Origin of the sequence: Sphingomonas sp. Leaf23 (assembly GCF_001421585.1) — a bacterium.
In the GTDB taxonomy this organism is placed as follows: Bacteria; Pseudomonadota; Alphaproteobacteria; order Sphingomonadales; family Sphingomonadaceae; genus Sphingomonas.
Genome location: NZ_LMKR01000001.1, coordinates 573,481 through 594,515, shown reverse-complemented (window position 1 = coordinate 594,515; position 21,035 = coordinate 573,481). Strand labels below are relative to the sequence as shown.

The following is a 21,035-nucleotide window of genomic DNA, read 5'->3' as shown; positions in this document are numbered from 1 at the left end:
GGGATGACGGGTAAGGGTGGGTTCGGTCAGCCTTCGAAATTATCCGCCACGAACCGGTCGAGCAGGCGCACGCCGAAGCCGGTCGCGCCCTTGTCGTGGTGGTTGCCGGGCTTGTCGGCCCAGACCATCCCGGCGATGTCGAGATGCGCCCAGCGCACGCCATCCTCGATATAGCGCTTCAGGAACTGCGCGGCGGTGATCGAGCCTGCGCCGCGCGGGCCGATATTCTTCATGTCGGCGATCGGGCTGTCGAGCAGCTTGTCATAGGCCGGCGACAACGGGAAGCGCCACAGCAGGTCGCCTGATTCGCGCGACGCCGCCAGCAGTTCGTCGGCGAGCGAGTCGTCATTGGCGAACAGGCCGCCATGTTCGCTGCCGAGGCTGATGATCATGGCCCCGGTCAGGGTCGCGAGGTCGACGATCGTCTTCGGCCTGTGCGTCCGCTGGACCCAGGTCAGCACGTCGCACAGCACCAGCCGCCCTTCAGCGTCGGTGTTCAGCACCTCGATCGTCTGGCCCGACATCGACGTCACCACGTCACCAGGGCGCTGTGCCTTGCCGTCGGGCATGTTCTCGACGAGGCCGACGACGCCGATGACGTTCGCCTTCGCCTTGCGGCTGGCCAGCGCCTTCATCGCACCCGCGACCGCGCCCGCGCCGCCCATGTCCCACTTCATGTCCTCCATGCCGGGTCCGGGCTTCAGCGAGATGCCGCCGGTGTCGAAGGTCACGCCCTTGCCGACCAGCGCGACGTCGACATCGCCCTCGCCCTTGCCGTTCCAGCGCATGGCAAGCAGGCGCGATTCCTTTTCCGAGCCTAGGCCGACGCCCAGCAGCGCGCCCATGCCCAGTTCGGCCATCTGCCGTTCGTCGAGAATGGTCAGTTCGACGCCCAGCGCCGCAAGATCGCGGCACTTCTCGACGAAGCTGACCGGGTACAGGATGTTCGGCGGATCGGTAACGAGGGTGCGGGTGAGGTCCAGCCCCTTGGTCAGCGCGTCGGCCGCAACGAACGCGTCGTCGATCCCGTCCGGAGCGCCGACGATGGTCAGGCCGGTCAGCGTCGGCTTCGATTTTTCAGGCAGCTTGGTGCGATAGCCGTCCTGCCGCCAGCCGCGCTGCGCCGCCGTTGCCGCAAAGCGCGCGATCGCCTTTGCCGACACGTCGCTGCCGGTAAAGTCGACGGTCAGGTCGGTCAGACCCGAAACGAGGAAGCGTCCGGTCAGCGCGCCGCCCGCCTTTTCCAGCGCCGGCCCTTCCCCGTCGCCGATGCCGAGCAGGATGACGCGGCCGGCGCTGTCGCCTTCGCCGGGGACAAAGATTTCCGCGATCGACCCGGCTTCGCCCTCGAAGCGTCCGGCACGCGCGGCACCGGCGACCAGTGTCGCGACGTGCGGCTCCAGGCCCGCCGCGTCGATCCGGTCGAGCCCGCCGGTGGCGATGGGCAGGACGAGGGCGGTGGCGGTGCCCCGCTGGGGCGCGAACTGGATCGAAATCGACATGGGTTTCCTCTGGATCTTGGCGCACGGGGCGCGGGCACCTTCTAGGCGCGTCGCGACCGGCAGGTAAAGCGGGCCAAGGGCGATTGCGGTTCCGCCCGCACGATGCAATAGCGCGGAACGAACGTCCGCACGTCGGACGGCAACGGTTTGGGGAAGCGAGACTAGTGAAGCGTTCGTTGGGGTCGCTTGCCCTTGGCCTTTCGCTGGCGATCGCCGGCCCTGCGGTCGCACAGGATCTGCAGGATCGCAGCCTGCCGCCCCCGCCGCCGGAAAGCGCGCTGCCGACACCCGCGACCCAGGACCACATCGATTTCTCGTCCGACCTGCTGACCTACGACAGTAATACCGATGTGGTGACGGCGACCGGCGAAGTCCGGCTGCTGCGCGAGGGCAACCGGCTGCGCGCCAACCGCGTGACGTGGAACCGCAAGACCGGACAGGTGGTGGCCGACGGCAACATCGCCGTCACCAACCCGCAAGGCGACGTGGCCTATGGTGACCGGATCGAACTGACCGACAGCCTGAAGGACGGCGTGGTCGACAACATGCTGGTCGTCCTCGACGAAGGCGGGCGGATCGCGGCCAAGCGCGGCACCCGGTCGGAAAACGGCGTCGTGACGGTCGAAAGCGCGGCCTATACCCCGTGCGCCGTCACCAATTCCGCCGGGTGTCCCAAGGAACCGTCGTGGAAGATCACCGCGCTGAAGGTCCGCTACGACCCGACGCGCAAGCGCATCCGCTATACCGGGGCGGGCCTCACCATCTTCGGCCTGCCGACCATTCCGCTGCCGTCCTTCTCGCATTCGATCGGCGATGGCAGCGATTCGGGGCTGCTCGCGCCGTCGATCCGGCTGGACCGGGTGAACGGGCTGGAAGTCGCGGTCCCCTATTACATCAACCTCGCGCCCAATCGCGACCTGACGATCACCCCGCACGTCTTTACCGCCGTGCTGCCCATGCTGCAGGCCGAATACCGGTCGCTGTCGGCCAAGGGTGCGTACCGGGTGCAGGGTTATGGCACGATCAGCCGCCGCAGCGACGATCTGGTGCTGGGCGCATCGCCCACCGGCACCGAACGGTCGTTCCGCGGCTATGTCGATGCGGTTGGCCGGTTCCAGCTCGATCCGAATTGGAGCGTGTCCGGATCGCTGCGCTACACCACCGACCAGACGTTCCTGCGCCGCTACGACATTTCGCGCGACGACCGGCTGCGCAACAATGTGACCGTCGAGCGGATCGATCGCGATTCGATGCTGTCGATCAGCGGCTGGGCGGTACAGACGCTCCGTGTCGGCGACAATCAGGGGATGCAGCCGGTCGCGCTGCCCGAACTCGATTATCGCCGCCGCTTCAACGGGTTGCTGGGCGGCGTCGCGCAGGTGCAGCTGAACACGCTGGCGATCGGCCGGAGCGAGGGACAGGACACGCAGCGTGCCTTCGTCTCCGCGCGGTGGGACCTGACGCGCTATACGCCGCTGGGGCAGGAGGTGACCTTCACCGCCTATGGCCGGGCCGATGCGTATAATGCGCACGACACCATCGATACCGCGGTGCTGAGCTACCGCGGGGACGAAGGCTTTACGCCGCGCGGGATCGCGGCGGTGGCGGTCGATGTCCGCTGGCCGTTCATCGGGGCGATCGGACGCGGGACCCAGCGGATTTCCCCGCGCGTGCAACTGGTCGCGTCGCCCAAGATCGCGAATCTGGCCGTGCCGAACGAAGATGCGCGGGCGGTCGATCTGGAGGATTCGAACCTCTTCGCGCTCAACCGCTTCGCCGGATATGACCGGTTCGAGGATTCGTCGCGCGTAACCTATGGCATCGACTATGCGCTCGACCTGCCGGGCGTGGCGGTGTCGGCGACGGTCGGGCAAAGCTATCGCACCAGCCAGCGTGCCAGCATCCTGCCGAGTGGTACGGGGCTGGACGACCGGTTTTCCGATATCGTCGGCCGCACCGATATCCGCTTCCGCGAATTCGTGACCTTCACCCATCGCTACCGGCTAGACAAGGACGGGGCGAAGATCCGCCGCAACGAGCTGGACGCGACGATCGGCAGCCGGCGGACCTATTTCCAGGTCGGCTATCTGCGGCTGAACCGCGATATCGACGAGCTGGAGGATTTGCAGGACCGCGAGGAAGTGCGTGTCGCCGGGCGGGCGGCGTTCGGGCCGTTCTGGTCGGCCTTCGCATCGGCCACGATCGACCTGACCGACAAATCGGAGGATTCGCTGTCGATTTCCGACGGGTTCGATCCGATCCGCCACCGCGTGGGTGTCCAATATGAGGACGACTGCCTGCGGCTGGGCCTGACGTGGAAGCGCGATTACCAGCGGATCGGCGACGCGCGCAACGGCAGCAGCTATCTGGTAACGCTGGCATTGAAGAACCTGGGACGATAAGGCTCTGTTCAGGCGCGGCGGGCCATGCAATTGCCCCAATGATGCGGCACCGCCCTGACCATCCGCGCATGGGATATGACGACCAAGTGACCAAGAACATCGTGAATGCCGGCCGTATCGGCCGTTCGATCGCCGGTTTCGTCGCGATCGCCGCCGCCGCAACGCTGGCCGCCCAGACGGTCAACGACGGTCAGGACGTGCCCGGCGCGAACCTGAACCTGCCGGGCAACCCGACGATCTTCGGCAAGCTGGACCCCAATATCCGCAAGCCGACCGCGATCGTGAACGACACGGTGCTGACCGGCACCGACGTCGATCAGCGCATGGCGTTGATCGTCGCCCTCAACGATTACAAGCTGAGCGCCGAGGACCGCGAAGTGCTGCGCGCGCAGGTCGTGCGCCAGCTGATCGACGAGACGCTGCAGATCCAGCAGGCGAAGGCCAAGGATATCACCGTCACGTCGGCCGAGCTGGAACAGAGCTTCGACCGGTTGGCCAAGCAGCGCTTCAAGCAGACGCCCGAGCAGCTGCGCGCCTATCTGCGCACCGTCGGCTCGTCGGATCGCTCGCTGCGTCGCCAGATCGAGGGCGAGCTGGCGTGGAGCCGGCTGCTGCGCCGGCAGGTCGAACCGTTCGTGAACGTCGGCGAGGAGGAAGTCGCCGCCGTCATCAAGCGGATGGAGGAATCGAAGGGCACCGAGGAATACAGCCTTCGCGAAATCTACATGGCGGCAACGCCCGATCGCGCAGCCGAAGTGCAGGCGGCGATGCAGAAGATGATCGAGCAGATTCGCCAGGGCGCACCGTTCGAATATTTCGCGCGCAACTTCTCCGAAGCATCGACCCGCGCAGTCGGCGGGGACCTGGGCTTCGTGCGCCTGAACATGCTGCCCGACCAGCTGCAGCGCGCCGCGACCCAGATGCAGGTCGGCCAGATCGCCGGCCCGATCGAGGTGCCGGGTGGCTATTCGATCCTGTACCTTGCCGACAAGCGGCAGGTGCTGATGGCCGATCCGCGCGACGCCAAGCTGGCGCTGCGCCAGCTGTTCCTGCCGTTCGCCCCCGGCACGACCGAAGCGCAGGCGAGTGCAAAGGTTGCGGCCTTCACCGAAGCGACGCAGGCGATCCGCGGTTGCGGTGATGCAACCAAGATTGCGCAGGCACAGAAGGCCGAGGTGGTCGACAACGACGCGGTGGTGCTGCGCAGCCTGCCGCCCGCGTTGCAGGACATCATCCTGAAGCTGAACGTCGGACAGGCGACCCCGCCCTTCGGTTCGCCCAAGGACGGCGTGCGCGTGCTGATCCTGTGCGGTCGCGAAGATCCGCGCACCGCGGGCATTCCCACCGCCGCGCAGATCCAGGCCGGGCTGGAGCAGGAGCGCGTCAATCTGCGGGCGCAGCGCATGATGCGCGACCTGCGGCGCGACGCCGTGATCGAGTATCGCTGAGGCGGCGGGTCGGATGCCGATGGTCGCGCCGCTCGCGATATCGATGGGCGATCCGGCCGGCATCGGCCCGGAAGTGATCGCAAAGGCATGGGCGCGCCGCGACAGCGAGGCGCTGCCCTGTTTCTTCGCGGTCGGCGATGTCCGGGCGGTGTCGCAGGTCTGGACCGGCCCGGTCGAACGGATCGACGATCCGCGCGATGCGGCGCGCGTCTTCCCCCGCGCCCTGCCCGTCGTATCGGTCATCGACGGCGACGCGATCGTCCCCGGGCGGCCCGATATCGGCGGTGCTCGGTGCGCGCTGCAATCGCTGGAAATGGCGGCGGGGCTGGCACGGTCCGATGCCGCGTCGGGGCTGGTAACCGCGCCGATTTCGAAGGCCGAACTCTATCGCATCGGCTTCAACTATCCCGGCCAGACCGAATTCGTCGCCGAACATTGCGGCGTGTCGCGGGAGAATGCGGTGATGATGCTGGCCGGGCCGACGCTGCGGGTGGTGCCGATCACCATCCATGAACCGCTGGCCGCCGTGCCGACCGCGCTGACCGTCGACTTGATCGTCGCGCGGGCGCGGGCGACGGCGCGTGGGCTGGTCCGTGACTTCGGCATCGATGCGCCCCGGCTGGCGCTGGCCGGGCTGAACCCCCATGCCGGCGAAGGCGGTGCGATCGGCCGCGAGGAGATCGAGGTGATGCAACCGGCGGTCGCGCAGTTGCAGGCCGAGGGGATCGATATCGTCGGGCCGCTGGCCGCCGACACGATGTTCCACCCGCGCGCGCGGGCGAAATATGATGCCGCCCTGTGCGCCTATCACGACCAGGCGCTGATCCCGATCAAGACGCTGCATTTCGACGATGGCGTGAACATCACGCTGGGCCTGCCGATCGTGCGGACCTCGCCCGACCACGGCACCGCGTTCGACATTGCCGGGCAGGATGTGGCCGAGCCGGGCGCGATGATCGCCGCGATCCGCATGGCCGGCGAAGCCGCCGCACGCCGCGCCGCCGCCGCATGACGCTCGCCCCGCTCACCGCGCTGCCCCCCTTGCGCGACGTGATCCAGCGCCACGGCCTGTCGGCGAACAAGGCGCTGGGGCAGAATTTCCTGTTCGACCAGCAGCTGCTCGACCGGATCGCGCGGGTGCCCGGCGACCTGCACGATCAGGAGGTGCTGGAGGTCGGGCCGGGCCCCGGCGGCCTGACGCGCGCGCTGCTGCTGGCCGGGGCAAAGGTGACTGCGATCGAGCGCGACCATCGCTGCATCCCGGCGCTTGAGGAACTGGGCGCGGCCTTTCCCGGACGGTTGCGCGTGATCGAAGGCGACGCGCTGGAGGTCGATGCGCCGTCGTTGTTCGAGGGGCGACCGCATATCGCGTCCAACCTGCCCTACAACGTCGGCACCGCGCTGTTCGTCGGGTGGTTGTCCGCCGACTGGCGGCCATGGTGGCAGAGCCTGACGCTGATGTTCCAGCGCGAGGTTGCCGACCGGATCGTGGCCAGCGCCAATGACGATGCCTATGGGCGGCTCGCCGTCCTGGCGCAATGGCGCAGCACGGCGCGGATCGCGATGCCGGTCCATCGCAGCGCCTTCACGCCGCCGCCCAAGGTCATGTCGGCGGTGGTGCATGTCGTGCCGACCGATGCGCCCGACGGCGTGGCGCTGAAGGTACTGGAACGGTTGACCGCGGCGGCGTTCGGCCAGCGGCGCAAGATGCTGCGGCAGAGCCTGAAGGCGGTGCCGGGCGCGATCGAGGCAGCGGAAACGGTCGGGATCGATGTGACCCGCCGCGCGGAGACGGTTTCGGTGGCCGAGTTCGTCGCGATGGCGCGGGTTCTGTCGGCCTAGGAGGCCGGGACCTCCTGACGACAGTACCTATTGCGGCGTCGCTGGTGCCGGGGTGCCCGGAACGGCGGGAGGAGTCTGCTGCGCCGTGGCGGTAACCGGCGGTCCCTTCGCAATGACGGCCGCGAGTTCGTTCGCCGCCGGGCACGTCGCACCGCAGACGGTCTTCAACTTGGCCAGGGTGTCACGGGCGCGATTGACCGCGCCCTTCTGCACCAGTGCCTCGCCCTCGCCCTTCAGCGCGGCGACGTCGTTAGGCTCAAGGCTCAGCGCTTCGCGGTACAGGCGGATCGACTTGCCGGGCAGGCCCTGCACCCGCGCGATATCGGCGAGGCTGATGTAGGCGGCACGATTGCGCGGATCGATCACCAGCGCACTTTCGATCAGGCCGGTCGCGCCAGCGGTGTCGCCGGCGGCCTGCGCCGCGCGCCCCTGCTGGAGCAGCGCCATCGAGCGCGGATCGATCTGGTTATCGGGGCGCTGGCCGCTCAGCGACGCCGATGCGCAGACCAGCACGAGTGCCCCCGCGACCGCAACCGAGGTGAACCGCATCAACATCTCCGACCTAAGGACTGACACGCTCAGGCCCGGCCGAGCCGTGCGACGAAGAAGCCGTCGGTAGAGTCGGATGCCGGGGTCAGGCGCATTCCCCGACCGTGGACGCGCCCGCGCGGCAATGCAAGCGGCAGCGCACGCCATCCGGCATGGCGCGCCAGAAACGCATCGACCTGCCCCGCCCCTTCGGCATCGAGCAGCGAGCAGACGACATAGGTGATGGTCCCGCTCGGCGACGTCAGTCCGGCGGCGACGTCGAGCAGCCGCGCCTGCGTCGCCACCACCCGGTCGAGCCGTTCGGGCGTCAGCCGCCAGCGCGCTTCGGGATTACGGCGCCATGTGCCGGTTCCCGAACAGGGCGCATCGACCATCACGCAGTCCGCCTGCCCCGCGACATCGGCCAGCATCGCCGCTTCCCTGCCCGGATCGAGCAGGCGCGGCTCGGCAATCGTCACCCCGGCACGCGCGGCGCGCGGGGCAAGGCGCGACAGACGCGCGCGGTCGGTATCGGTTGCGAGGATGCGGCCGCGGCCTGCCATCTGCGCGGCGATGGCCAACGTCTTGCCCCCGCCGCCCGCGCACAGGTCGATCGCCAGGCCATCGGGCAAGGCGCCGACCGCGAGCGACACGATCTGGCTACCGAAATCCTGCACCTCCGCACGACCGTCATGCAGCGCAGCGTCGTGGTCGAGCGGGGTGTCCGGCGGCAGGCGGATCGCATCGGGCAGGTCGGCGGCCGGATCGCCGCCCAGTTCGGCGAGGATGGCGTCGCGATCGGCGCGCAGGCGGTTGACCCGGATGTCGAGCGGCGCGCGCTCCAGCAGCGCGGCCAGATCTTTATCGTCCAGCCCCGACGCGCGAAAGGCATCCACCAGCCATGCCGGGGCATAGCCCGGTTCGGCACGCGGTTCGTCGGCCGTGATCGGCTGCGGACCATAGGACGACCCGTCGAACGTCGCCGCGAGATCGGGATCGCCATCGGCGATCGCGACGACCGTGGCACGGCCCGACACCGGCACCGCGCCGAAACGCCGCACCGCGTCATAGGCAAGCGTACGGATCGCGCGCCGATCCTTCGACCCCGCATAGCGTCGCGCGGCGAAGAAGCGCTTCGTCACCTGATCCGCCGCAGCGCCGCCGCCACGCGCGGCATCGATGATCGCGTCGATCAGGTCGATCGCCGCCTGGGTACGCGCAGCCGGGTTCATTGCAGAAGGTCCTGAAAATCCATGCGCGACGCTACCAAGATAACCTATGTCAATCCAGTCGGATACGAAACCGCGCCCGCCGGCGAGCCGGGGGCGCGGTCGATCCTGTGTCCGAACGATGTGCCCGATCAGCGCGTCGGGTAGTTCGGTGCCTCGCGGGTGATCGTCACGTCGTGGACATGGCTTTCGCGCAGGCCCGCATTGGTGATGCGGACGAAGCGGGCACGCTCCTGCAGGTCGGTGATGGTGTGCGATCCGGTATAGCCCATCGCCGCCTTCACGCCGCCGACCAGCTGGTGGATGACGTCCTTTGCCGGGCCCTTGAACGCGACCTGCCCCTCGATCCCTTCGGGGACGAGCTTCAGCTGGTCCTTGATATCCTGCTGGAAATAGCGGTCGGCCGACCCCTTGGCCATGGCACCCACCGATCCCATGCCGCGATAGCTCTTGTACGCGCGCCCCTGATACAGGAACGTCTCGCCCGGTGCCTCTTCGGTGCCGGCCAGCAGCGATCCGATCATCACCGCCGACGCGCCGGCAGCCAGCGCCTTGGCAACGTCGCCCGAGGTGCGGATACCGCCATCGGCGATCACCGGAACACCGGTGCCCGCCGCCGCCTTCGCCGCGTCCATGACGGCGGTCAGCTGCGGAACGCCGACGCCGGCGACGACGCGGGTGGTGCAGATCGATCCGGGGCCGATGCCGACCTTGATGCCGTCGGCACCGGCATCGATCAGCGCGCGGGTGGCGTCGCCGGTCGCGACGTTGCCGGCGATGACCTGTACGTGCGGCGCGATCGCCTTCACCCGCTTGACCGCCTCGGCGACCTGCCGGTTATGGCCGTGCGCGGTGTCGATGACGATCAGGTCGCATTCGGCATCGATCAGCGCCTCGGTCCGCTCATAGCCCTTGTCACCGACCGTGGTGGCGGCCGCGACGCGCAGGCGGCCGGTGCCGTCCTTGGTCGCGTTGGGATAGGTTACCGCCTTTTCGATGTCCTTGACGGTGATGAGACCGACGCAGTGATAGGCATCATCGACCACCAGCAGCTTTTCGATGCGGCGCTGGTGCAGCTGACGACGCGCTTCCTCCTGGCTGACGCCGATGCGGACGGTCGCGAGGTTTTCGTGGGTCATCAGCTCGGCAACGGGCTGGTTGGGGTTTTCCGCGAAGCGGACGTCGCGATTGGTCAGGATGCCGGCCAGCTTGCCCGATGCCTCGACCACCGGGATACCGCTGATCCGGTGGCGTTCCATCAGCGCGCGGGCGGCCGACAGCGGGGCGTCGGCGGTGATGGTGATCGGGTTGACGACCATGCCGCTTTCGAAGCGCTTGACCGCGCGCACCGCCGCGCATTGTTCCTCGATGGTCAGGTTGCGATGGAGCACGCCGATGCCGCCCAGCTGCGCCATGACGATCGCCATGTCGGCTTCAGTCACGGTGTCCATCGCAGACGACAGGAACGGGATATTGAGCGCCAGGTTGCGGGCGACGCGGGTGCGCGGGTCGGCCTGGCTGGGCAGCACGTCCGATTCCTGCGGAACCAGCAGCACGTCGTCGAAGGTCAGGCCGAGGGTGATATCCATGGGAAGCGTCGTCTCGTATCAGTTGGCGGGGTAGCGGGCGGGATCGGCAAGCGCGCGGGCGAGCGCCACGTGCAGGTCGGCGTCCTCGGCGGCACCCGACAGGTCGATGTGCGCGAGGTCGTCATTGGGTTTGTGGTACGAGCCGTCGAGATAGGCGAACAGCTGCTTCATGTCGCTGACCGAACCGGTCGCCATGATCGCGGGGATGCCGCGCTTGCCGAACGCCCAGCCGTCCTGCCGCTGGATCATAATGTTCGCTTCGGTGTCGGTATCGACCTTGCGGCCCAGCGACCGGGCGGTTTCGTCGACGATCGCGTCGATCTTCGGATGGTTGCCGCGCCCGACGATCGCGACCGGCGTGCCGGTGGGAATGATCGCGGTCGTGTCGATGTTGAGGTTCGCCACGACCTTCAGCGGGGTGTCGGCAATCGCGGCGGCATAGGCGTCGGCGCCCAGCAGCCCCTTCTCCTCCGCCGTGGTCGCGACGAAATAGAGGCTGCGCGCCGGGCGAGGCCCCTTGGCAAGCACCCGTGCCACTTCGATCAGGATCGCGGTGCCGCTGGCATTGTCGGCCGCACCGTTGCAGATCCGGTCGGGCGCGCCTTCGGGGCGGCAGATGCCGATATGGTCCCAATGCGCCGACAGCAGGACGGCTTCGTTCGGACGCTGCGTGCCCGGGATCATGCCGACGATGTTGGCGGTGGTATAGCGGCGGGTCGTGCCGGTCGCGGCGATGTCGATCGTCGCCTTGCCCCGGAACGGGCGGAAGTTCGGCGCGATCGCGGCCTTGCGCAGATCGGCGGCGGAGCGGCCGAACAGCGTTTCGGCAAGGGCTGCCGGCACGACGCCGCTGAAGTCGGGACGGCGCGGGGTGCCGACGATCGTCGCGCTTGAAAAGCCGGGCGTGATGTCCGCCCATGGCGTCTTCGGCGGCGCGATCAGCAGGACGCCGACCGCGCCTGCCGCCAGCAGCGCCGCGTTGCGATCGGCCGAAGGCACTTGCGGCGCGTCCGGCGCGGTGCCGCCGATGACGACGGCGACCGCGCCCTTTAGGTTGGTACCCGTCATCTGATCGGGAGCACCCCGCCCGACGAAGAACAGCGGCGCACGCCGGATCGCAGTGGTCGGGGACAGGCCAAGGCCGGCAATCTGGTCGGCGGACAGGGGCGTGCTGCGCCCGCCCTGCTGAACGGTCGCGCTGACCAATCCGGCGCGGTGTTCGGCCATCGCCACTTCCTGTCGCCAGCGGCCATCGGGCGCGCCGGGTTTCAGGCCGGCATCGGCGAACGCCTGCAGCACATAGGCTTCGGCACGGTCGCCGCCGGGGGTTCCGGGTTCGCGCCCCTCATACGCGTCGCTGGCAAGGACGGCGACATGGCCACGCAGCATCTGCGGCGTGATCGATTGGGCCAGGACCGACGTCGTGCTGCACAGCAGGGCGGCGAGTCCGAGGATCGGGCGGAGCGTCATGCGCCCCACTATCGACCCGAACCGTTACGGGCAAGCGTCAAGGCGCGCGTTGCAGCATCCGGCGTGCCATTTCGACGTGCATGTCCTCGATCATCCGGTCCTGGAACCGTTCGGCACCACCGCGCGCAGCCGCGACGATCGCGCCGGCTTCCTCCAATTCGGACGGTGTCGGTGAAAAGGCGGTGTTGGCGACCGCGATCTGATCGGGATGGATCAGCGACTTGCCGTCGAATCCGGTCATGCGCCCGTCGGCACATTCGCGCGTCAGCCCGTCGCGATCGTTCAGCGCATTGAACACGCCATCGATCGCCCAGCCGCCGGCCGCGCGCGCCGCAAGGACAACCGCCTGCAACGCATAGGCCAGCGGCCCCCGCCCCGCACCCAGCGGCAACCGCAGCGAATCGGCAAGGTCGTTGGTGCCGACCATCAGCCCGACGACGCCCGGCGTCGCCGCGATCGACGCCGCCGCCAGCACGCCCCGCGCCGTTTCGATCATCGCCAGTACCGGACGGCCATCGAGCAGGGCGAGGTCGTCGGGCGACTGCACCTTGGGCACTACCGTCAGCGCGACGCCTGCGGTGGCGATCGCGGCCAGATCGGCGGCGAAATGCACCGTATCGGGCGCGTTGATCCGCACGGCGGCGCCGCGCCCGTGCAGCAGTTCCAGTGATACCGGCAGCGTTTCGCGCGCCGTCACCTTGTCCGCGTTGCGCACCGAATCCTCAAGGTCGAGGACGATCAGGTCGGCGGCCAGTCCCGCCGCCTTCGCGACCATGCTGGGCCGGATCGCGGGCACGAACAAAACGCTACGCGGGGCAAGGGTTATCGCTGGTTCCATCACGCGGTCATGCTAGACAGCGTTGGACAAAACACAAGCAGGGGATGACCGATGCTCTTGGGCCTGATTGCGGCGATCGTGGCGATGGTCTTGCTGTATCTGTTCGCGAGCGTAAAAATCGTCACGCAGGGGCATCAATATACCATCGAACATTTCGGCCGCTTTACCGCGGTCGCCAAGCCGGGGTTCAATTTCTACCCCGCCTTCTTCTATCGCGTCGGCCGCAAGGTGAACATGATGGAGCAGGTGATCGACATTCCGGGGCAGGAGATCATCACCCGCGACAATGCGATGGTGTCGACCGACGGCGTGGTGTTCTTCCAGGTGCTGGACCCGGCCAAGGCGGCGTACGAGGTGTCCGACCTGTATGTCGCCCTGCAACAGATCACGACGACCAACCTGCGCACGGTGATGGGGTCGATGGACCTCGACGAAACCCTGTCGAAGCGCGACGAGATCAACGCCCGGCTGCTGGGCGTGGTCGACCATGCGACGAACCCGTGGGGCGTGAAGATCACCCGCGTGGAGATCAAGGACATCCGCCCGCCCGCCGATATCGTCAACGCGATGGGCCGCCAGATGAAGGCCGAGCGCGAGAAGCGCGCCAACATCCTTGAGGCGGAGGGAACGCGCGCCTCCGAAATCCTGCGTGCCGAGGGGCAGAAGCAGGCCCGCATCCTGGAAGCCGAAGGGCGGCGCGAATCCGCCTTCCGCGATTCAGAAGCCCGCGAACGCGCGGCCGAGGCGGAAGCGAAGGCGACGCAGGTCGTCAGCGACGCGATCGAGGCCGGCGGTACGCAGGCGATCAACTATTTCATCGCGCAGAAATATGTCGAGGCGGTGGGCAAGTTCGCCACCAGCCCCAATGCCAAGACGATCCTGTTCCCGGTCGAGGCGACGCAGCTGATCGGTACGCTGGGCGGTATCGGCCAGCTGGCGAAGGAAGCGCTTAGCGAGAGCAAGGCGCCCGCCCCTGCCCAGCCGACCCGCGAACGCCCCGCCGGCCCGTTCGAACCGCCCGCGCGATGATCGACAGCGGCTATGCCTGGCTGCTGCTGGCGGTCGCGCTGGGCGTGGCGGAGCTGGCGGTGCCGGGCGTGTTTCTGGTGTTCATCGCCCTTGCGGCGGGGATTACCGGGCTGCTGACCTTGCTGTTCCCTGCGCTGACCCTGCCGGCCGAGTTGGCGGTGTTCGGGGCGTGGAGCGTGGTGACGGTGCTGGTCGGGCGGCGCTGGTACACCGATTATCCGGTCGACAGCGACGATCCTCTGCTCAACGATCGGGGGGCGCGGCTGATCGGGCAGACGGTGGTCGTCGTCGAAGCGATCGCCGGTGGCACCGGCCGGGTACGCGTCGGCGACAGCGAATGGATCGCGCGGGGCCCCGACCTGCGCATCGGCACGCGGGTCCGCATCGTCGGCGTGTCCGGCGCAGTGCTCAGCGTCGTCGCCGACGATTGACGCGGCCGGCGCGGCGCGGGACACGTAGGCGCAAACAGCCCTGCAAGGATGCCCCGATGGAACTCACCCGCCGCGACTGGATCGCCGGTGCCGCCGCCTCGACCCTGACCGCCGCGTTGCCGGTTCGCGCACAGAGTGCTGCCGCTCCGGCCGACAAGGCGGCGGAGGCCAGCCTGTCGAAGATCGCCGACGCCATGCTGCTCGATTCGCCGGAGGCGGCCAGCAGCCTCGGCATCGATACCGGCGCGCGGGCGGCGCTGAAGTCGCGGCTGGGTGACCGGTCGGCGGCGGGGCAGCGGGCCATCGCCGATCACCTGCGCGGGCATGTCGCCACGCTGAAGCGGATCGACACCGCGCCGCTTTCCACCGCGACGCGCACCGATATCGATGTGGTGAAGACCGCGTTCGAAACCGCGCTCGACGGCTTTGCCCTGCCCTATGGCGATGTGGCGGTCGGGGGGTGGCGCAACACGCCCTATGTCGTGATCCAGAATGTCGGCGCGTATCTCGACGTGCCGCGCTTCCTCGACAGCGATCACAGCATCGCCACGCGCGCCGATGCCGACGCCTATCTGGCACGGCTCGACGATTATGCGCGCCAGCTGGACGGGGAGACGCAGCGGGTGCGCGCTGCCCTCGCGCTCGGCGTGGTGCCGCCGGACTTCCTGCTCGACAAGACGATCCGCCAGCTCGAGCAATCGGTGTCGGGCGATCCGGCCGGCTGGGACATCGTGACCTCGCTGTCGCGTCGGACGAAGGCCATTCCCGGCGACTGGACCGCAAGGGCAACCGCGATCGCCCGCGACCGGGTGAAGCCCGCGCTCGAACGGCAACTCGCGACGATCCGCGCCAGCCGGAGACAGGCGAAATCCGACGCCGGCATGTGGGCGCGGCCCGATGGCGATGCCTGGTATGCCTGGGCGCTGCGCGCGTCGACCACCACCACGATGACCCCGGACGAGGTCCATGCGCGCGGCAAGGAGGAACTGGCGGCGTTGCAGGCGCAGATGGACGTGATCCTGAAATCGCTGGGCTATACCAAGGGCAGCGTGGGCGAACGCATGACGGCGCTCGGCAAGGACCCGCGCTACACCTTCCCCAATGACGATGCCGGCCGCGCGCAGATCATGGCGCTGGTGCAGAACCGGCTGAGCGATATCCGCGCCCGGATGCCCCGCGCCTTCAACACGCTGGCACCGGGCAATGTCGAGGTGAAGCGCATCCCGGCGGTCGAGGAAGCCGGTGCGCCGGGTGCCTATGGTGGGGCGGGGTCGATCGACGGCAAGGTGCCGGGCAAGATGTGGATCAACCTGCGCACGACCGAGCTGTGGACCCGCTATTCGCTGCCGACCTTGGTCTATCACGAAGCGATTCCGGGCCATGTGTGGCAGGGCGAATACAGCTTCCGCCTGCCGCTGATCCGGTCGCTGTTGCAGTTCAACGCCTTTTCCGAAGGCTGGGCGCTGTATTCCGAACAGCTGGGCGACGAACTGGGGGCGTACGAGGGCGATCCGGTCGGGCGGCTGGGCTATCTCCAGTCGATCGCGTTCCGCGCCTGCCGCATGGTCGTCGACACCGGGCTGCATGCCAAGCGCTGGACCCGCGAACAGGCGGTGCAGTGGTTCGCCACCACCAACGGGTCGAGCGTCGAGGAAGTGTCGGGCGAGGTCGACCGCTATTGTTCGTGGCCGGGCCAGGCGTGCGGCTACAAGGTCGGCCATTCGGAAATCAACCGCCTCCGCGACCGGGCAAAGACCGCGCTGGGGCCGCGTTACGATTTCAAGGCGTTCAACGATCTGGTGGTACAGGGCGGCGGGGTGCCGATGACCGTGCTTGGGCGAAACGTCGATGCGTTCGTGGCGGCGCGAAAGCCCTAAAGCCGTACTCCGTCATTCCGGTGATGGCCGGAATGACGGTCAGTTGGGCTGGGCAGCTTGTCCATCCACCGCCACCCGCCGCCGCGGTAGCGCCTCGGGCATCTCGTCGCGGATATAAGCCAGCACCCCCTCGCGCAGCGAACAGCGTAGGTCGAACGCGCGCGCCGCGTCCGAAGCGGTGGCGAGGATTCGGACCTCAATCGCGTCGGGCTTGGTATCGGTCACCTGCAACACATATGCCCGCCCGTCCCACAACGGATCGGCCTTCACCAGTTCCTCGAACCTTTCGCGCAGGCGGGGAATGTTGGTCGTCGGATCGAGCCAGAAGAACGCGGAGCCGAGCAGCCCGCTGGTCGTGCGCGTCCAGTTCTGGAAGCTCGATTCGAGGAATTTGGAGACGGGCACCACCAGTCGCCGTTCGTCCCACAATCGGACCACGACATAGGTCAGGCGGATTTCCTCGATCCGGCCCCATTCGTTCTCGATGATGACCACATCGTCGATGCGGATCGGTTCGGTGAACGCCATCTGCACGCCGGCGATGATGTTCTTGAGCGCAGGCTGGGCAGCGGCACCGACTGCCAGCCCGGCAAGCCCCGCCGACGCCATCAGCGTCACGCCGATCGACCGGATGCTCGGGATCGACAGCAGCATCAGGCAGACGGTGATGAAGCCGATCGCGATGATCGCGATGCGGCCGAGGATGGCGCTACGCGTCCGCCGCCGGCGGGCCTGCAGATTGTCGGCGACGGTGATGTCGGTCGCGACCTCGATCGCCTGTACCGATGCGCGGATCATCGCGATCGCGAACCAGCCCATCAGCAGCGGCACGGTCAGCCCGGCCATCTGCGTCCACAGGTCATCCCATCGTTCGGGCAAGCGGAGCGGGCGGCGGACACTGGCCAGCGCCATCGCGACCAATATCCACCGCATCGGCCGCCACGCATGGTCGACATAGACGTCATCGACCGACCCCGGCGTGCGCGCGGCGAAGCGGCGCAGGACGCGGAACGTCGCGGCGTGCAGCAGCAACGCGGCCAGCAGCGACAGGGCAATGGTGCCCAGGTCGACCGCCGCCGGTGGCAGGGTGTTCAGAAAACGGTGTAGCTCGCGCATCACCCCCGCCAACACGTTGCGCCGCACCATGTTCCGAAACGGGGTATGCCAAGGTCGCAAGACTTGGCTTTCGCGACCCGACCGGCTAGGTTGTCGCCCAACCGAAACATTCCCCGAAAGCATCGAACTTTGACAGACGCGACGCTGATCGCCGACCCATCCGATATCGCCCCCATCTCGATCGTGGACGAGATGCGGTCGAGCTATCTCGACTATGCGATGAGCGTGATCGTCGCCCGTGCGTTGCCCGACGTTCGCGACGGATTGAAGCCGGTGCATCGCCGCATCCTGTTCTCCGCGCAGGAGAGCGGGTTCGTTCCCGGTAAGCCGTATCGCAAATCGGCACGCATCGTCGGTGACGTGATGGGTAAATATCACCCGCACGGCGACAGCGCGATCTACGAGGCGCTGGCACGCATGGCGCAGCCATGGTCGCTGCGCCTGCCGATGATCGATGGTCAGGGCAATTTCGGATCGATGGACCCCGATCCGCCCGCCGCGATGCGTTACACCGAAGCGCGCCTTGCCAAGTCGGCGATGGCGCTGCTCGACGATCTCGACAAGGATACCGTCGATTTCGTGCCGAACTATGACGGGTCGGAGCGCGAGCCTGCGGTATTGCCCGCGCGGTTCCCCAACCTGCTCATCAACGGCGCGGGCGGCATCGCAGTCGGCATGGCGACCAATATCCCGCCGCACAATCTGGGCGAGGTGGTCGATGCCTGCCTCGCGACGATCGACCGCCGGGTCGAGGGCGGCGAGCCGCTGACCCATGAGGAACTGTGCGAGATCGTGCCCGGCCCCGACTTCCCGACCGGCGCGATGATGCTCGGTCGGGCTGGGGCGCGCGCGGCGTATGCCGGTGGACGCGGCTCGATCATCCTGCGTTCGCGCCACATCGTCGAGGCGCGCGGCGAGCGGCGTTCGATCGTACTCACCGAAATTCCGTATCAGGTCGGCAAGTCGGGTCTGGTCGAAAAGATCGCCGAGGCGGCCAAGGACAAGCGGATCGAGGGCGTCAGCGACATTCGCGACGAATCGAACCGCGAAGGCGTACGGATCGTCATCGACTTGAAGCGCGATGCGACCCCCGATGTCGTGCTGAACCAGCTGTGGCGGCACACCCCGGCGCAGTCGAGCTTTGCCGCGAACATGCTGGCGATCCGGGGCGGCCGTCCCGAGCTGCTGAACCTGTCGCAGATCATCGACGCGTTCGTCGGCTTCCGCGAAGAGGTCATCACCCGCCGTTCGAAGTACGAACTGGCCAAGGCGCGCGAGCGGGCGCACCTGTTGCTGGGCCTCGTCATCGCGGTCACCAACCTCGATGAAGTGGTGCGGATCATCCGCGGGTCGGAAAGCCCCGCCGCCGCCCGCGCCGCGTTGCTGGCGCGCGAATGGCCGGTGGCCGAGATCGCGCCCTACCTGAAGCTGGTCGAGGCGGTCGAATCGGACACGACCGGTGATTATTACCAGCTGTCGGAACTGCAGGTTCGCGCGATCCTCGACCTGCGCCTCCACCGCCTGACCGCGCTCGGCCGCGACGAGATCGGCGAGGAACTGAAGGAACTCGCCGGGTCGATCGGCTATCTGCTCGATATCCTCGCCAATCGCGCCAAGCTCTATGCCGTTATGCGGCAGGAACTCGTCGACGTCCGCGCCGAATTTGCGACGCCCAGGCGCACCGAAATCGCAGGTGCCGCCGACGGCATCGATGACGAGGATTTGATCGAGCGCGAGGACATGGTCGTGACCGTAACGGTGCAGGGCTACATCAAGCGCACCCCGCTCGACGCGTTCCGCGCGCAGAAGCGCGGTGGCAAGGGCCGCGCCGGCATGGCGACCAAGGACGAGGATGCGATCACGAACCTGTTCGTGACCAGCACCCACACCCCGGTGCTGTTCTTCTCGACCGCCGGCAAGGTGTACCGCATGAAGGTGTGGCGCCTGCCCGAAGGGGGTCCCGCGACGCGCGGCCGTCCGATGGTAAACCTGCTGCCACTGGCCGCCGGAGAGACGATTTCGACCGTCCTGCCGCTGCCCGAGGACGAGGACCGCTGGGCCGACTTGCATGTCATGTTCGCCACCGCCAACGGCACCGTCCGCCGCAACTCGATGGATGCGTTTGCGAATATCCCGACGGCGGGCAAGATCGCGATGCGGTTCGACGACGATAGCGACGATCGCCTGATCGGCGTCGCGCTGCTGACCGAAACCGACGACGTGCTGCTGGCGACCAAGGCGGGCAAGGCGATCCGCTTTGCCGCCACCGACGTGCGCGAATTCCAGAGCCGCACCTCGACCGGCGTGCGCGGTATCTCGCTGGGCACCGGCGACGAGGTCATCTCGCTGTCGATCCTGGGCGGGTTCCAGGCGACGGCTGAGGAGCGCGAGGCGTATCTGAAGGCCGCGCCGTGGAAGGAAGGCGACCGTGAAGTTACGCTGTCGGCGGAACGCATGGGCGAGTTCGAAGCGGCCGAGGAGTTCATCCTGACCGTCACCGCCAATGGCTTTGGCAAGCGCACCTCGGCATACGAATATCGCCGTACCGGACGCGGGGGCCAGGGGATCACCAACATCGTGACCTCCGACCGCAACGGGCCGGTCGTCGCGAGCTTCCCGGCGCATAATGGCGAGCAGCTGATGCTGGTGACCGATCAGGCCAAGCTGATCCGCACCACGGTCGGCGATATCCGCGTTGCCGGACGCAACACGCAGGGGATCACGATCTTCCGCGTCGGCTTCGGCGAACAGGTCGTGTCGGCCGCCAAGATCGACGAGGACGAGACGCCGGAGAACGAAGCCGAGGCGATCGTCGCGGAGGAACGCGCCGCGATGCCAGCCGCCGAGGGCGACATCATGCTCGACGACGGTACCGGGCCCGACACGATCAGCGAATCGGACATCGAGGAGTGAAGCCCGCCACCGCATTCAAGGTACTGACCGGCGATCAGATGGCGACGCTGGAGAAGGACGGCAGCTTTGCCGGCGCGCCGGTCGATCTGGCCGATGGCTATGTCCATCTGTCGACCCTCGACCAGCTGACCGAGACGGTCGACAAGCACTTCGCCGGGCAGGATGACCTGCACGTGGCGGAAGTCGATCTGGCGGCGCTGGGTGACGCGGTGAAATGGGAACCGTCGCGGGGCGGGCAGCTGTTCCCGCACCTTTACGCGCCGCTGACGCTGGATGCGGTGGTCGCCTACGGGCCGCTGCACCGGGACGAGGCGGGCAAGGTCAAGCGACCGGTCACGGGCTGAACTTCCTCCCCGGCACGGGGAGGACTTACGCGTATAACTCCACCACCTCCGCCGCCTGCCCGACCGCTTCGAGCAACAGTGTCCGGTGGCAATGCGCCGGCTCCCGTTCGAAACACAGCAGCGCCGAGGGCATTTCCGCAGCCAACCCGAGCATGATCGCGGCCTGCGCCTGTGCTTCGGGCAGTTCCAGCTGCTCGTCATAGACCGCGCGCAGCGTCGCCACATCGCCCTTCTTCGCCGCATCGCGCCCGCGTTTCGGCGTGCCGAGCGCCTTCAGATGCGCATAGTCGATACCGTGCGTCGCCAGTTCGGCCGCCAGCGAGGATTTGGAGAAACCCGGCCGGCGCGACAGCGGCAACGCGCGCACGTCGATCACGCGGCGTATTCCCGCCGCCTGCAACGCGGCGACGAATTCGGCAACGGTCACGCCTTCATAGCCGATCGTGTAGATCTTCATGCGTTCATCCTGTCGCTCCG

At 67.7% G+C, this 21,035-nt stretch carries 18 protein-coding genes; 10 read left to right on the top strand and 8 right to left on the bottom strand.

The genetic code is table 11. The features are described 5' to 3' along the window. Positions 1-26: 26 nt before the first annotated feature. The gene (locus tag ASE67_RS02965; protein WP_055756938.1) at positions 27-1,496 is read right to left on the bottom strand and encodes a leucyl aminopeptidase; all 1,470 of its coding nucleotides are present in this window, start codon (positions 1,494-1,496) and stop codon (positions 27-29) included. Between the two features lie 170 nt (positions 1,497-1,666). On the opposite strand from ASE67_RS02965, the gene ASE67_RS02960 reads away from it, so the two are divergent. From ASE67_RS02960 to rsmA, 4 genes are all read left to right on the top strand, one after another. Then, the gene (locus tag ASE67_RS02960) at positions 1,667-3,904 is read left to right on the top strand and encodes an LPS-assembly protein LptD (protein WP_055756600.1); all 2,238 of its coding nucleotides are present in this window, start codon (positions 1,667-1,669) and stop codon (positions 3,902-3,904) included. Positions 3,905-3,990: 86 nt separating this feature from the next. Next, entirely contained in the window at positions 3,991-5,352 is a 1,362-nt protein-coding gene (locus tag ASE67_RS02955; protein ID WP_235511759.1) for a peptidylprolyl isomerase, read from the top strand. A 13-nt stretch (positions 5,353-5,365) separates the two neighbouring features. Beyond that, positions 5,366-6,364 carry a 4-hydroxythreonine-4-phosphate dehydrogenase PdxA gene (gene pdxA / locus ASE67_RS02950; RefSeq protein ID WP_235511758.1) on the top strand — a complete coding sequence of 333 codons (999 nt, stop codon included), beginning with the start codon at positions 5,366-5,368 and terminating at the stop codon, positions 6,362-6,364. Next, positions 6,361-7,194, top strand: coding sequence for a 16S rRNA (adenine(1518)-N(6)/adenine(1519)-N(6))-dimethyltransferase RsmA (rsmA, locus tag ASE67_RS02945; protein WP_055756596.1), 834 nt, complete (start codon positions 6,361-6,363; stop codon positions 7,192-7,194). The genes pdxA and rsmA overlap by 4 nt, the downstream gene beginning before the upstream one ends. A 27-nt stretch (positions 7,195-7,221) precedes the next feature. Here the strand turns inward: rsmA and ASE67_RS02940 are convergent, their stop codons facing one another. Both ASE67_RS02940 and ASE67_RS02935 read right to left on the bottom strand, forming a co-directional pair. After that, positions 7,222-7,743, bottom strand: coding sequence for a tetratricopeptide repeat protein (locus tag ASE67_RS02940; protein WP_055756934.1), 522 nt, complete (start codon positions 7,741-7,743; stop codon positions 7,222-7,224). A gap of 29 nt (positions 7,744-7,772) precedes the next feature. Further along, positions 7,773-8,954, bottom strand: coding sequence for an RsmB/NOP family class I SAM-dependent RNA methyltransferase (locus ASE67_RS02935; RefSeq protein WP_055756594.1), 1,182 nt, complete (start codon positions 8,952-8,954; stop codon positions 7,773-7,775). A gap of 21 nt (positions 8,955-8,975) precedes the next feature. Between ASE67_RS02935 and ASE67_RS18710 the strand changes: the two genes are divergently transcribed. Further along, positions 8,976-9,098, top strand: a complete 123-nt coding sequence (locus ASE67_RS18710; RefSeq protein WP_268795345.1) for a hypothetical protein — start codon at positions 8,976-8,978, stop codon at positions 9,096-9,098. On the opposite strand, the gene guaB is transcribed toward ASE67_RS18710, so the two are convergent. From guaB to ASE67_RS02920, 3 genes are read right to left on the bottom strand one after another with little or no spacing between them, the layout of a single operon-like run. After that, a complete protein-coding gene (gene guaB, locus ASE67_RS02930; protein ID WP_055756592.1) occupies positions 9,083-10,540 on the bottom strand; it encodes an IMP dehydrogenase in 1,458 nt (485 codons plus the stop codon). The two genes, ASE67_RS18710 and guaB, sit on opposite strands and share 16 nt — an antisense overlap. Positions 10,541-10,558: 18 nt before the next feature. After that, on the bottom strand, positions 10,559-12,010 hold the full coding sequence (locus ASE67_RS02925) for a M28 family peptidase (protein ID WP_055756590.1): 1,452 nt from the start codon (positions 12,008-12,010) through the stop codon (positions 10,559-10,561). Positions 12,011-12,047: 37 nt separating this feature from the next. Further along, positions 12,048-12,848, bottom strand: coding sequence for an HpcH/HpaI aldolase/citrate lyase family protein (locus tag ASE67_RS02920; RefSeq protein WP_055756588.1), 801 nt, complete (start codon positions 12,846-12,848; stop codon positions 12,048-12,050). A 51-nt stretch (positions 12,849-12,899) separates the two neighbouring features. On the opposite strand from ASE67_RS02920, the gene ASE67_RS02915 reads away from it, so the two are divergent. Genes ASE67_RS02915 through ASE67_RS02905 form a run of 3 tightly spaced genes read left to right on the top strand, consistent with a single transcriptional unit; the run spans position 12,900 to position 16,185 of the window. Further along, the gene (locus ASE67_RS02915; RefSeq protein WP_055756586.1) at positions 12,900-13,877 is read left to right on the top strand and encodes an SPFH domain-containing protein; all 978 of its coding nucleotides are present in this window, start codon (positions 12,900-12,902) and stop codon (positions 13,875-13,877) included. Further along, entirely contained in the window at positions 13,874-14,308 is a 435-nt protein-coding gene (locus ASE67_RS02910; protein ID WP_055756584.1) for an NfeD family protein, read from the top strand. The genes ASE67_RS02915 and ASE67_RS02910 overlap by 4 nt, the downstream gene beginning before the upstream one ends. A 56-nt stretch (positions 14,309-14,364) precedes the next feature. Beyond that, positions 14,365-16,185 carry a DUF885 domain-containing protein gene (locus ASE67_RS02905; protein WP_055756582.1) on the top strand — a complete coding sequence of 607 codons (1,821 nt, stop codon included), beginning with the start codon at positions 14,365-14,367 and terminating at the stop codon, positions 16,183-16,185. Between the two features lie 39 nt (positions 16,186-16,224). Here the strand turns inward: ASE67_RS02905 and ASE67_RS02900 are convergent, their stop codons facing one another. Further along, complete coding sequence (locus tag ASE67_RS02900; RefSeq protein ID WP_235511756.1) at positions 16,225-17,331, bottom strand: mechanosensitive ion channel family protein; 1,107 nt, start codon at positions 17,329-17,331, stop codon at positions 16,225-16,227. 99 nt (positions 17,332-17,430) lie between these two features. Here ASE67_RS02900 and gyrA point away from each other — a divergent pair, with 99 nt between their 5' ends. Together gyrA and ASE67_RS02890 are read left to right on the top strand one after the other, a co-directional pair. After that, positions 17,431-20,214, top strand: a complete 2,784-nt coding sequence (gene gyrA, locus ASE67_RS02895) for a DNA gyrase subunit A (RefSeq protein WP_055756580.1) — start codon at positions 17,431-17,433, stop codon at positions 20,212-20,214. Positions 20,215-20,252: 38 nt separating this feature from the next. After that, entirely contained in the window at positions 20,253-20,558 is a 306-nt protein-coding gene (locus ASE67_RS02890) for a DUF952 domain-containing protein (protein WP_055756930.1), read from the top strand. A gap of 25 nt (positions 20,559-20,583) precedes the next feature. Here the strand turns inward: ASE67_RS02890 and ASE67_RS02885 are convergent, their stop codons facing one another. Then, positions 20,584-21,015, bottom strand: a complete 432-nt coding sequence (locus ASE67_RS02885) for a DUF488 domain-containing protein (RefSeq protein WP_156348489.1) — start codon at positions 21,013-21,015, stop codon at positions 20,584-20,586. Positions 21,016-21,035 lie beyond the last annotated feature (20 nt).

What these genes read in the sequence shown, in the direction of transcription:
- ASE67_RS02935 (WP_055756594.1), bottom strand. Translation starts at nt 8,954, where the DNA reads ATGAACCCGGCTGCGCGTACCCAGGCGGCGATCGACCTGATCGACGCG.
- ASE67_RS02920 (WP_055756588.1), bottom strand. Translation starts at nt 12,848, where the DNA reads ATGGAACCAGCGATAACCCTTGCCCCGCGTAGCGTTTTGTTCGTGCCC.
- ASE67_RS02900 (WP_235511756.1), bottom strand. Translation starts at nt 17,331, where the DNA reads ATGGTGCGGCGCAACGTGTTGGCGGGGGTGATGCGCGAGCTACACCGT.
- ASE67_RS18710 (WP_268795345.1), top strand. Translation starts at nt 8,976, where the DNA reads ATGCGCGACGCTACCAAGATAACCTATGTCAATCCAGTCGGATACGAA.
- pdxA (WP_235511758.1), top strand. Translation starts at nt 5,366, where the DNA reads ATGCCGATGGTCGCGCCGCTCGCGATATCGATGGGCGATCCGGCCGGC.
- guaB (WP_055756592.1), bottom strand. Translation starts at nt 10,540, where the DNA reads ATGGATATCACCCTCGGCCTGACCTTCGACGACGTGCTGCTGGTTCCG.
- ASE67_RS02905 (WP_055756582.1), top strand. Translation starts at nt 14,365, where the DNA reads ATGGAACTCACCCGCCGCGACTGGATCGCCGGTGCCGCCGCCTCGACC.
- ASE67_RS02940 (WP_055756934.1), bottom strand. Translation starts at nt 7,743, where the DNA reads ATGCGGTTCACCTCGGTTGCGGTCGCGGGGGCACTCGTGCTGGTCTGC.
- ASE67_RS02890 (WP_055756930.1), top strand. Translation starts at nt 20,253, where the DNA reads ATGGCGACGCTGGAGAAGGACGGCAGCTTTGCCGGCGCGCCGGTCGAT.
- rsmA (WP_055756596.1), top strand. Translation starts at nt 6,361, where the DNA reads ATGACGCTCGCCCCGCTCACCGCGCTGCCCCCCTTGCGCGACGTGATC.
- ASE67_RS02915 (WP_055756586.1), top strand. Translation starts at nt 12,900, where the DNA reads ATGCTCTTGGGCCTGATTGCGGCGATCGTGGCGATGGTCTTGCTGTAT.
- ASE67_RS02885 (WP_156348489.1), bottom strand. Translation starts at nt 21,015, where the DNA reads ATGAAGATCTACACGATCGGCTATGAAGGCGTGACCGTTGCCGAATTC.
- ASE67_RS02910 (WP_055756584.1), top strand. Translation starts at nt 13,874, where the DNA reads ATGATCGACAGCGGCTATGCCTGGCTGCTGCTGGCGGTCGCGCTGGGC.
- ASE67_RS02925 (WP_055756590.1), bottom strand. Translation starts at nt 12,010, where the DNA reads ATGACGCTCCGCCCGATCCTCGGACTCGCCGCCCTGCTGTGCAGCACG.